Consider the following 11,618-nt stretch of genomic DNA (forward strand, 5'->3'; position numbering starts at 1 on the left):
ACTCCGGCTGTGAGCCGGAGTTTTTTATTTTTGTTCTAAAATAGCAAAAATGTTTTTTGCCTGCTGCGTATTGTCGATGAGCCCCTTCCATTTTCCCTTTCCCGGACCGTAAGCATAAACCGGTACGTCTTCACCGGTGTGGGCTAACGTTGTCCAGCCTGAAAAAGACCGTTTATCAAAAATCAATTGAATGCTTTTTTGGACAGCAGCTGTATTTGATTGTGAGGCTGCGTTTTTAACCTGATTGATCTCATTTTCCGTCAGCTTCATATTAATATAAGTGCTGAGCACCTTTTCGGCATCTTGGCCTTCAGCGATCTTCTCTGCCATATAGCCCGGCGTTTTTTTAGTGGCGATGATTAGGGAAGGATCCCATTTATAGCCGGTCTCGCGCGTCATTCCCTCTGCACCGTAAGAGAAACCGCCTGTAGAGTGATCAGCTGTAATAATAACCAGTGTTTCTTTATCTTTTTTCGCAAAATCCAGAGCAGATTGAACACCTTTCTCGAAATCTTCCATTTCGCTCAAAGCGCCCACCACGTCATTTTCGTGGGCTGCATTGTCTATATTGCTTCCTTCCAGAAGCATAAAAAAACCGTTTTCGTTCTTCTGTAATTGGGTGAGTGCCGCTTCTGTCATGTCTTTTAGAGAAGGTGTGCTGTTCTCTCTGTCAATCGCTTTATCTAATTCAACTTCTCCAAACAGTCCGAGCAGCTTATCGTGCTGATTTTTTTTCAAGTCTTGCTTTGTGTTCACATAATGATAGCCGTCTTTTTGGAATTCTTCAGCAAGATTTCGGTCTTTGCGAATGAAATATTTCGCTCCGCCTCCGAGTAAAACATCAACCTTATGAGAACCATTAATACGTTCATCATAGAATTGGTCCGCAATTTCAGTGTAGTTTTTCCGTGAGACGTTATGTACACCGAAAGCAGCGGGGGTGGCGTCGGTTAAGTCCGAAGTCACGACGAAGCCCACGGACATCTTGTTCTCTTTGGCAGCTTCTGTTACGCTTTTGAGCTGCTGATGTTTGTTGTCTACTGCAATCGCATCATTATATGTTTTCGTTCCGGTTGCCATGGCGGTTGCAGCAGCCGAAGAATCAGTAATATTGTCTCTGGGATCGTTAGGATGTGTCATCTGCATGCCTGTTAAATAAGGGTCCCATGCTGTTTGGACGGGGGTATTCAGCTTTTCGCTTTTTAATGTCCTATAGCTGTTAATCATCGGCATACCCATTCCATCTCCGATGATTAAGATCACATTTTTAGGGTTCTTGCTGCTGGTCTTGGATGATTGAGAATGAGGAGAGGATATGAATTCTGTTATGGCAAAAACACTTAAGAAAGCAGTCAAAATGAGGGTGACAATTACTGTAAAACGCGCTTTGGTAATAAGAAACATCTCCCTTATTGTGTTTATTTACTAATATGTATTTTATTTGAAAATGGTAGAGACTTCAATGCTTTTTTCGATAACAGCGAAAAGCCAATAGGGAATCTACCCCATTGGCTTTTATAATGTATCACATTTTACGCCGACTACGCCTTCAATGTCTTTAATGTCATAGTAGACATCGGTCGTGTACCTGTTTTTATGAACGCGGACCTTGACTTCCATGATTGGAAATTCCTTTTCACCCAGGTCGTCGATCCGGACGGAGTGCGTTTTAATATCTTTTCTTTTCATTTCTTTTAAAATATCTGTCATTTTGTCTTTATCCGAAAGCGACATTCTGATGCGGATGTCTTTTTCCTGCAGGCGGTCGGGACCGATTTTTCTGATCGCCCATGGTAAAAATTCCACGCTGATTAGGATGAACAGAAGACTGGCAAAGGCTTCTTTATAAAACCCGGCTCCGGTTGCCAGCCCAAGCCCCGCTGCACCCCAGATCATAGCTGATGTTGTCAGACCGGAAATGACATCGTTGCTTTTTCGCAAGATGACACCGGCACCGATAAATCCGACGCCGGAGATAATTTGGGCCGGGAGACGCAGCGGGTCCATCATGATGCGGTAGTATTTAGGGAAATGATATGCCGCATTAATACTGACGATCGTGAGCATGCATGAGCTGACGGCGATAACGATACAAGTTTTTAATCCGAGCGGCTTCTTTTTTAATTCGCGCTCAAGCCCGATGACCATGCCAATCAATGTGGCAATGCCCAATTTTAATAAAATATCAGGATCAATATACCAGCTCAACAGCAACTTCCCCCTTCTCTAAGGTGTTTTTAAATAAATATGATTTTCTCACAGTATTTATAGCAAAACAAGAGCACAAAAGCCACCAAGCGGCGCTTGATGGCTTGTTGCTTACTTTTTGCGTTTTAACAGCTTTTCCATGACGCCGAATAATCGATACGAGGCTTTTGCAGGACGTTTCGTGATCAAGCTGCCGATAATACCCGCGATCATACTCAGGAAAAATCCAGGTATCATTTCATAGAGGCCTGTAGAGTCAGCTAAACCAGTTGTAATCCAAATTAATACTGTCGCAGCTCCGACAACCATGGCTGAAAGAGCGCCCCATTCAGTCATCCGTTTCCAATACAGACTCAGAAGAATGGCAGGCCCGAAAGCAGAACCGAATCCGGCCCACGCATACCCAACTAAATCAAGAATCGTACTGCTCGGATTCAAGGACATCAGAATCGCAATGACCGCGATAATGAGCACTGACAGACGGCCGGTCATGACCAATTCTTTATCTGATGCTTCACGTCTGAAAAATGTCCGGTATAAATCCTCTGTCATGGCGCTCGCTGTGACCAGAAGCTGAGAAGAGATCGAACTCATAATCGCTGCTAAAATAGCAGACAGCAAAAATCCCGTAATTAATGGATGGAACAATATTTTAGAAAAAATAATGAAAATTGTTTCAGGATCGCTTACAACAACTCCGAATTTATGTGCGTAAGCCACACCGACCAAACCCGTTAAAGTTGAACCGAGAATGGAGATCACCATCCAGCTCATCCCGATTCTGCGCGCGGGTTTTAAATCTTTGATATGCTTAATCGCCATAAAACGGATGATGATATGAGGCTGGCCATAGTAGCCTAAACCCCAGGCCAAATAAGAAATAATGCTAATGACGCTCGCGCCTTTAAAAATATCCAATAGCTTCGGGTCCACGGCTGAAATCTCATGTAAAGCAGGAGAGACGCCGCCCAGCTGGGTAAAAGCAACGATCGGCACAAGCACTAGTGCTGCAAACATGATCGCACCCTGTACAAAGTCAGTCAGACTGACAGCAAGGAAACCGCCAAACAGTGTGTATAACACGACAACGCCCGCAGTCAGCAGGAGTCCAAGTGTATAATCGGCTCCAAAAGCAGATTCAAATAATCTTCCGCCTGATACCATACCAGAAGACGTATACAATGTGAAAAAGATCATAATGATCAAAGCTGATACAATTTTAAGCACTGATGAAGAATGCTGGAATCTTTTATCAAAGAAATCGGGAATTGTAATCGCGTCATCCGCCGCTTCCGTATACGCTCTAAGACGCGGAGCCAAAAGAAGATAATTCGAATACGCGCCGATTGTCAAGCCGAGTGCAAGCCATAGTGTCGACAAACCTGTGGCGAACATGGCCCCCGGAATTCCCATCAGCATCCATCCGCTCATATCCGCCGCACCGGCAGACAAAGCAGTGACAAACGGGCCGAGTCCTCTTCCCCCAAGCATGTAATCGTTGATATCAGTTGTTTTCCTAAATGAATACCAGCCGATTAACAGCATGGCAGTAAAGTAAATTCCTAACGATATAATAATTTCAATACTCACGTTTTACCCTCTCTTCAATCCTATAAATGTGACATCACCTCTCCAATTGATGGTGCCAGTTAAGTCTGGCGCAAGTGTGACCTATTTTGGTGCACTTGTTAACTTAACCTAACAAAGTATTCCCGGCCATTCAAGCGATGAAACTTTCAGCAGCAGTAAGAAATACCGCTGAAAACCTAGAAGGGACTAAGAGATAAAGCGCTTTCATAAATGAATAAAATTAAAAATATTCAGAAAAATATTTTGTTTCTCCTTCGACTCTTTTTAGTATAAAATATATGAGGTATTGTCTCGAAAACCCAAGCCTGTTCCAAGGCGTTTTGTTGCTTTAAAGGGCTTGTTTTTGATATGATCAGTATTATATGACTTAACGGAGAAATATGTGGAGGTGGATCAGATGTCACGAATTTCAATAGAAGAAGTAAAGCACGTTGCGCACCTTGCGAGACTTGCGATTACAGAAGAAGAAGCAAAAATGTTCACTGAACAGCTTGACAGCATCATTTCATTTGCCGAGGAGCTTAATGAGGTTAACACAGACAATGTAGAGCCTACAACTCACGTGCTGCAAATGAAAAATGTCATGAGAGAAGATGAAGCGGGTAAAGGCCTTCCGGTTGAGGACGTTATGAAAAATGCGCCTGACCATAAAGACGGCTATATTCGTGTGCCATCAATTCTGGACTAAAGGAGGGACACAAGAATGTCATTATTTGACCATAAAATCACAGAATTAAAACAGCTCATACATAAAAAAGAGATTAAGATTTCTGATCTGGTTGACGAATCTTATAAACGCATCCAAGCGGTTGATGATAAGGTACAAGCCTTTTTGGCATTAGATGAAGAAAGAGCGCGAGCGTACGCCAAGGAGCTTGATGAAGCGGTTGACGGCCGTTCTGAGCACGGTCTTCTTTTTGGTATGCCGATCGGCGTAAAAGATAATATCGTAACAAAAGGGCTGCGCACAACATGCTCGAGCAAAATTCTCGAAAATTTTGATCCGATTTACGATGCTACTGTTGTTCAGCGCCTTCAAGATGCTGAAGCAGTCACAATCGGAAAATTGAACATGGACGAATTCGCCATGGGCTCATCTACCGAAAACTCAGCTTACAAGCTGACGAAAAACCCTTGGAACTTGGATACAGTTCCCGGCGGTTCAAGCGGCGGTTCAGCGGCTGCGGTTGCTGCGGGAGAAGTTCCGTTTTCTCTTGGATCTGACACAGGCGGCTCCATCCGCCAGCCGGCATCCTTCTGCGGCGTTGTCGGATTAAAGCCAACATACGGACGTGTCCCCCGTTACGGCTTGGTCGCATTTGCCTCATCATTAGACCAAATCGGGCCGATTACTCGCACGGTTGAGGACAACGCATTTTTGCTTCAAGCGATTTCCGGCGCAGACAAAATGGACGCCACAAGCGCAAATGTGGATGTTCCTGATTTTCTTTCTTCATTAACTGGCGATATTAAAGGACTGAAAATCGCGGTTCCGAAAGAATATCTAGGTGAAGGTGTCGGCAAAGAAGCGAGAGAATCTGTTCTTGCCGCGCTGAAAGTTCTTGAAGGCCTCGGCGCTACATGGGAAGAAGTGTCTCTTCCGCACAGCAAATATGCGCTTGCGACATATTACCTGCTGTCATCATCTGAAGCGTCAGCCAACCTTGCACGCTTTGACGGCATCCGCTACGGCTACCGCACAGACAACGCGGACAACCTGATCGACCTTTACAAGCAAACGCGCGCTGAAGGTTTCGGAAATGAAGTCAAACGCCGCATCATGCTCGGAACGTTCGCTTTAAGCTCAGGCTACTACGATGCGTACTACAAAAAGGCGCAAAAAGTGCGTACGTTGATTAAGAAAGACTTCGAAGACGTATTTGAGAAATATGATGTGATTGTCGGACCGACAACACCGACACCTGCGTTTAAAATCGGTGAAAACACGAAAGATCCGCTCACAATGTACGCAAACGATATCTTAACGATTCCGGTCAACCTTGCCGGCGTACCGGGAATCAGCGTGCCATGCGGTTTAGCAGACGGACTTCCGCTCGGCCTGCAAATCATCGGAAAACACTTTGATGAAAGCACTGTATACCGCGTTGCTCATGCTTTTGAACAAGCGACAGACCATCATAAAGCAAAACCTGAACTGTAAGGGGTGAAAAGAATTGAACTTTGAAACGGTAATCGGACTTGAAGTCCACGTCGAGTTAAAAACAAAATCAAAAATTTTCTCAAGCTCTCCAACGCCATTCGGCGCGGAGGCGAATACACAGACAAGCGTCATTGACCTCGGATACCCGGGCGTCCTGCCTGTTCTGAACAAAGAAGCCGTTGAATTCGCAATGAAAGCCGCTATGGCGCTCAACTGTGAGGTCGCAACGGATACGAAGTTTGACCGCAAAAACTATTTCTATCCGGACAACCCGAAAGCGTACCAAATTTCTCAATTTGATAAGCCAATCGGCGAAAACGGCTGGATCGAAATTGAAGTCGGCGGAAAAACAAAACGCATCGGCATCACACGTCTTCACCTTGAAGAAGATGCCGGAAAACTGACGCATACAGGCGACGGCTATTCGCTTGTTGACTACAACCGCCAGGGAACGCCGCTAGTTGAGATCGTATCAGAGCCGGATATCCGCACGCCGGAAGAAGCGTACGCGTATCTTGAAAAGCTGAAGTCCATCATCCAATACACAGGCGTTTCTGACTGTAAAATGGAAGAAGGCTCGCTTCGCTGTGACGCCAATATCTCTCTTCGTCCGATCGGCCAAGAGGAATTCGGCACAAAAACAGAATTGAAAAACTTGAACTCTTTCGCGTTTGTTCAAAAAGGCCTTGAGCATGAAGAAAAACGTCAGGAGCAGGTTCTTCTCTCCGGCGGCGTCATCCAGCAGGAAACACGCCGTTACGACGAAGCAACGAAGAAAACCATTCTTATGCGTGTCAAAGAGGGATCTGACGATTACCGTTACTTCCCGGAGCCAGACCTTGTCGAGCTCTACATTGACGACGAGTGGAAGGAGCGCGTAAAAGCAAGCATTCCTGAGCTTCCGGATGAGCGCCGCAAGCGTTACATTGAAGAGCTTGGCTTGCCTGCGTATGACGCGATGGTTCTGACGCTGACAAAAGAAATGGCTGATTTCTTTGAAGAAACCGTCCAAAAAGGCGCTGAAGTTAAACAAGCGTCTAACTGGCTGATGGGTGAGGTATCAGCCTATCTGAACGCTGAGCAAAAAGAGCTTGCCGACGTTGCGCTGACACCTGAAGGCCTTGCCGGCATGATCAAATTGATTGAAAAAGGAACCATTTCTTCTAAGATCGCGAAGAAAGTGTTTAAGGAATTGATTGAAAAAGGCGGCGACGCTGAGAAGATTGTCAAAGAGAAAGGCCTCGTTCAGATTTCTGACGAAGGCGTGCTTCTGAAGCTTGTCACAGAGGCGCTTGACAACAATCCTCAATCAATCGAAGACTTTAAAAACGGGAAAGACCGTGCGATCGGTTTCCTTGTCGGACAGATTATGAAAGCGTCCAAAGGACAAGCCAACCCGCCGATGGTCAACAAAATCCTGCTTGAAGAAATTAAAAAACGCTAATATAAAAAAAGCAGCCTGCCTCTTGAGAGAGGGGGCTGCTTTTTTATGGTCAAATGGAGATGAAGACAGAGATCAGAGTCCGAAGCTTTTCAACTTCTTTGTCGGTGGTTCCGGTTAAATTGGACAGCATGCCTTTCATAATCGGCTTGCGCGGTTTATCCTGAGACAGTTCTTCCGCGATGACATCAAGCGACACGGTGATATCCTCGGACAGCGTGCTGTTTTCTTTCACTTTCTGAATGTCCTCAAGCAGCTGCTCTTTGCCCGCGGGCATCAGTCTGAAAATGTCTTTGGGCACAATCGGATTGAGAGTTGAACGACTCAGTCCCTGTACAAGGTCATCCAGTCTTTCGATGATAAAGACTGAGATTTCATCTGCATCGATGTTGAGCTCTCCGTTAAATACCATCACATTCATATAGGAATGCACAATGCCTCTTGCCATGATGGAAAGGTCTGCGACGTACCGTTCGATTCCCTCACCATAAGACGCCAGCAAGGCGTTCCGGTACAGTTTATCCGTCTCCGCGGTTATTTTGTAAAAGTATTGCTTGATCTCTTGATTTTCCGGAATGATATTTTCGGTAAGTAAAAGAACAATAAAATCTCTATGATCCCGGAAATCTTCAAATTGAGCGCCGATTTGCTTTTTCAGCACTTCCTTAGGCGTTTTTTCGGCGAGATCCTCTTCTATATGTTTCATTTTTTTCATAGACATGCCGATGTAATATTCGCAGGCTGATAACAGCAGCGCTTCTTTCGATTTGAAATGCAAATAAAAAGCGCCCTTCGAGATGCCGCATTCATTGGCGATTTCCTGGATTGTCGTAGCTGTGAATCCTTTTGTCGCAAATAAATGAATGCTGGTTTTTATGATTCTTTCTTTTTTTTCATTCATGACGTGCTTCCCCTTAATCCTTGAAAAATTTAGTAAAATTTTCTGGTATATGAGTTGACGTTGTTGCAATATAACGTTTAGTATTATATAGAATGACCAGTCAGTCAATAAAAAATGTAATGGAGGATATGATGAATCACGTTATTAATTTCGTTCTGAAAAACAAATTCGCCGTATGGCTGATGACGATTATTGTAACGGCAGCCGGATTGTATGCGGGTATGAATATGAAGCAAGAATCCATTCCTGACGTGAACATGCCTTACTTGACGATCAGCACCACATATCCGGGCGCGACGCCAAGCCAAGTGGCTGATGAGGTGACCAAACCGGTTGAACAAGCGGTGCAGAATCTGGACGGGGTCAGTGTTGTGACTTCGACCTCCTATGAAAACGCATCGTCGGTCATGATTGAATATGACTATGAGAAAGATATGGACAAAGCCAAAACAGAAGCGGCTGAGGCATTAGAAAACGCCAGCCTGCCCGATGACGCGAAGGATCCGGAAATTTCACGCTACAGCTTGAACTCCTTCCCGATTCTGACGCTGAGCGTGTCCAGCGATAAAGACAATCTGCAAGAGCTGACGAAAAAAGTGGAGGACAGCCTCGTTACGAAGCTTGAAGGTATAGAAGGCGTTGCTTCAGTCCAAGTATCAGGGCAGCAGGTTGAAGAAGTTGAATTTTCTTTCAAAGAAGACAAACTGAAAGATTACGGCCTTGATGAAGATACAGTCAAACAAGTGATTCAAGGTTCAGATGTGACAACTCCGCTTGGATTGTACACATTCGGAAATCAAGAGAAATCTGTCGTCGTCAGCGGCGATATTGAAACCATTAAAGATTTGAAGAATATGAGAATCCCGACGGCATCTGCTTCAAGTGCAGGCAGCAGCGCAGCATCTCAAGCGGCGGCCCAAAGTGCACAAGCGGCAGCGCAGGCGCAGCAAAGCGCGAGCACAGATGTGCCGACGGTCAAGCTTTCTGACATTGCCACAATGAAAGATGTGAAAAAAGCTGAATCTGTTTCACGCACAAATGGCAAAAACAGCATCGGCATCAACGTCGTTAAAGCAAACGATGCGAATACAGTAGAGGTTGCAGACAATGTCAAAGATGAGTTGAAGCAGTTCAAAGAAGACCATAAAGGCTTCGATTACAGCGCAACACTTGACATGGCAGAGCCAATCACACAGTCAGTTGAAACGATGTTAAGCAAAGCCGTTTTCGGTGCTATTTTCGCGATTGTGATTATTCTCTTATTCTTAAGAGATATCAAATCAACATTAATTTCAATTATTTCTATTCCATTATCACTGCTGATCGCGCTTCTTGTGCTGAACCAGCTGGATATCACACTGAATATCATGACGCTAGGCGCAATGACCGTGGCCATCGGACGTGTAGTCGATGACTCGATCGTTGTTATTGAAAATATTTACCGCCGCATGAGACTCAAAGATGAACCGCTCCGCGGAAAAGCCTTGGTCCGTGAAGCGACGAAGGAAATGTTTAAACCGATCATGTCATCGACGATCGTGACAATCGCGGTGTTCCTGCCGCTCGCACTTGTAGGCGGACAAATCGGTGAATTGTTTCTTCCATTTGCTTTAACAATCGTATTTGCGCTTGCCGCATCCCTGTTGATTTCGATCACGCTTGTGCCGATGCTCGCGCACAGCCTGTTCAAAAAATCATTATCGGGCGCGCCGGTCAAAGCGAAAGAACATAAACCTAGCAGACTGGCAGGCTTCTATAAAAAAGTTCTGAACTGGGCGCTGAGCCACAAATGGATCACGTCTATCATCGCTGTTCTAATGCTGCTGGGAAGCTTGTTCCTCGTACCGTTAATCGGTGCCAGCTACCTGCCGTCCCAAGAAGAAAAAACGATGCAGCTCACATACAGCCCTGAGCCGGGGGAAACGAAAGAAGAAGCCGAAGCTGAAGCTGAAAAAGCGGAAAAAATTCTGCTTGACCGCAAGCATGTCGATACGGTCCAGTATTCATTAGGCTCTGGCAGCCCGCTTGCCGGGGGAGATTCAAACGGTGCGTTGTTCTATATCAAATATGAAAGCGACACGCCTGATTTTGATAAAGAAAAAGACAACGTGCTGAAGAAAATCCAAGATCAGTCAGATCGCGGAGAATGGAAGTCACAGGACTTCAGCTCTTCAGGCAATAACAATGAATTAACATATTATGTGTATGGCGATTCAGAAAACGATATTAAAGACACGGTCAAAGACATTGAAAAAATCATGAAAGATGAAAAGGATCTGAAAAACGTAAGCTCAGGCCTTTCAAGCACATATGATGAGTACACATTTGTCGCTGACCAAGAAAAATTAAGCAAACTCGGTTTAACCGCGTCTCAAATTTCTCAGGCCTTAATGACACAAACATCACAAGAGCCGCTCACAACCGTGAAAAAAGACGGCAAAGAGCTTGATGTGAACATTAAGACGGAAAAAGACGAGTATAAGAGTGTGAAAGATTTAGAGAACAAAAAGATCACTTCTGCGACTGGCCAGGAAGTCAAAATCGGCGATGTCGCAAAAGTGAAAGAAGGATCAACATCTGATACGGTTTCAAAACGTGATGGAAAAGTCTATGCAGATGTCACAGGTGAAGTGACAACAGACAACGTCACAGCTGTATCAGCTGATGTCCAGAAGAAAATTGATAAGCTTGACCTTCCTGATAACGTATCAATTGATACAGGCGGCGTATCCGCAGATATCGCTGATTCCTTCACGAAGCTCGGTTTAGCGATGCTGGCCGCAATAGCGATCGTCTACCTCGTGCTTGTGATTACATTCGGCGGAGCCCTAGCACCATTTGCGATTCTGTTTTCATTGCCGTTCACAGTCATCGGTGCCCTGGTCGGACTATATGTATCAGGTGAAACGATCAGTCTGAACGCGATGATAGGTATGCTCATGCTGATCGGTATCGTTGTCACGAATGCCATTGTCTTAATTGACCGCGTCATTCATAAGGAAGCGGAAGGACTGTCTACGAGAGAAGCGCTTCTAGAAGCCGGCTCTACACGACTCCGTCCGATCCTGATGACAGCCATTGCGACAATCGGCGCCTTGATTCCATTGGCGCTCGGCTTCGAAGGCGGAAGCCAGGTCATTTCAAAAGGACTCGGCGTCACGGTTATCGGCGGTTTAATCAGTTCGACGCTTCTGACGCTCTTGATCGTGCCAATCGTATACGAAGTATTGGCGAAGTTCCGCAAGAAAAAACCGGGAACAGAAGAAGAGTAAAAATGTGAAAGCCTCAGCTCTGCTGAGGCTTTTGTGCGTTTTCAC

Annotated in this window: 7 protein-coding genes and 1 pseudogene; 4 read left to right on the forward strand and 4 right to left on the reverse strand. The window is 45.2% G+C overall.

Annotation, left to right across the window (positions count from 1 at the left end; all coding sequences use genetic code 11):
• Positions 1 to 24 precede the first annotated feature (24 nt).
• The 3 genes from ACY3LV_RS14040 to putP all read right to left on the reverse strand — a co-directional run bounded on the left by ACY3LV_RS14040 (position 25) and on the right by putP (position 3,798).
• Positions 25 to 1,404 (reverse strand): alkaline phosphatase, encoded by a 1,380-nt coding sequence (locus ACY3LV_RS14040; protein WP_464863995.1) that lies wholly within the window; start codon positions 1,402 to 1,404, stop codon positions 25 to 27.
• A gap of 111 nt (positions 1,405 to 1,515) precedes the next feature.
• Positions 1,516 to 2,214 (reverse strand): MgtC/SapB family protein, encoded by a 699-nt coding sequence (locus ACY3LV_RS14045; RefSeq protein WP_148963518.1) that lies wholly within the window; start codon positions 2,212 to 2,214, stop codon positions 1,516 to 1,518.
• Positions 2,215 to 2,319: 105 nt separating this feature from the next.
• Positions 2,320 to 3,798 (reverse strand): sodium/proline symporter PutP, encoded by a 1,479-nt coding sequence (gene putP, locus ACY3LV_RS14050; protein ID WP_148963519.1) that lies wholly within the window; start codon positions 3,796 to 3,798, stop codon positions 2,320 to 2,322.
• A gap of 397 nt (positions 3,799 to 4,195) precedes the next feature.
• On the opposite strand from putP, the gene gatC reads away from it, so the two are divergent.
• From gatC to gatB, 3 genes are read left to right on the forward strand one after another with little or no spacing between them, the layout of a single operon-like run.
• Complete coding sequence (gene gatC, locus ACY3LV_RS14055) at positions 4,196 to 4,486, forward strand: Asp-tRNA(Asn)/Glu-tRNA(Gln) amidotransferase subunit GatC (protein WP_087991377.1); 291 nt, start codon at positions 4,196 to 4,198, stop codon at positions 4,484 to 4,486.
• Positions 4,487 to 4,501: 15 nt separating this feature from the next.
• Positions 4,502 to 5,959: an Asp-tRNA(Asn)/Glu-tRNA(Gln) amidotransferase subunit GatA gene (gatA, locus tag ACY3LV_RS14060; protein WP_148963520.1), complete on the forward strand. Its 1,458-nt coding sequence runs from the start codon at positions 4,502 to 4,504 to the stop codon at positions 5,957 to 5,959.
• Between the two features lie 13 nt (positions 5,960 to 5,972).
• A complete protein-coding gene (gatB, locus tag ACY3LV_RS14065; RefSeq protein ID WP_148963521.1) occupies positions 5,973 to 7,403 on the forward strand; it encodes an Asp-tRNA(Asn)/Glu-tRNA(Gln) amidotransferase subunit GatB in 1,431 nt (476 codons plus the stop codon).
• Positions 7,404 to 7,436: 33 nt separating this feature from the next.
• On the opposite strand, the pseudogene ACY3LV_RS14070 reads toward gatB, so the two are convergent.
• Positions 7,437 to 8,301: pseudogene (locus tag ACY3LV_RS14070) on the reverse strand (TetR/AcrR family transcriptional regulator); the annotation flags it as partial.
• Between the two features lie 131 nt (positions 8,302 to 8,432).
• Here ACY3LV_RS14070 and srfP point away from each other — a divergent pair.
• On the forward strand, positions 8,433 to 11,573 hold the full coding sequence (srfP, locus tag ACY3LV_RS14075; RefSeq protein ID WP_464864028.1) for a surfactin resistance protein SrfP: 3,141 nt from the start codon (positions 8,433 to 8,435) through the stop codon (positions 11,571 to 11,573).
• Positions 11,574 to 11,618: the final 45 nt, after the last annotated feature.

The sequence above is a fragment of the Bacillus sp. 11C genome, from assembly GCF_055486375.1.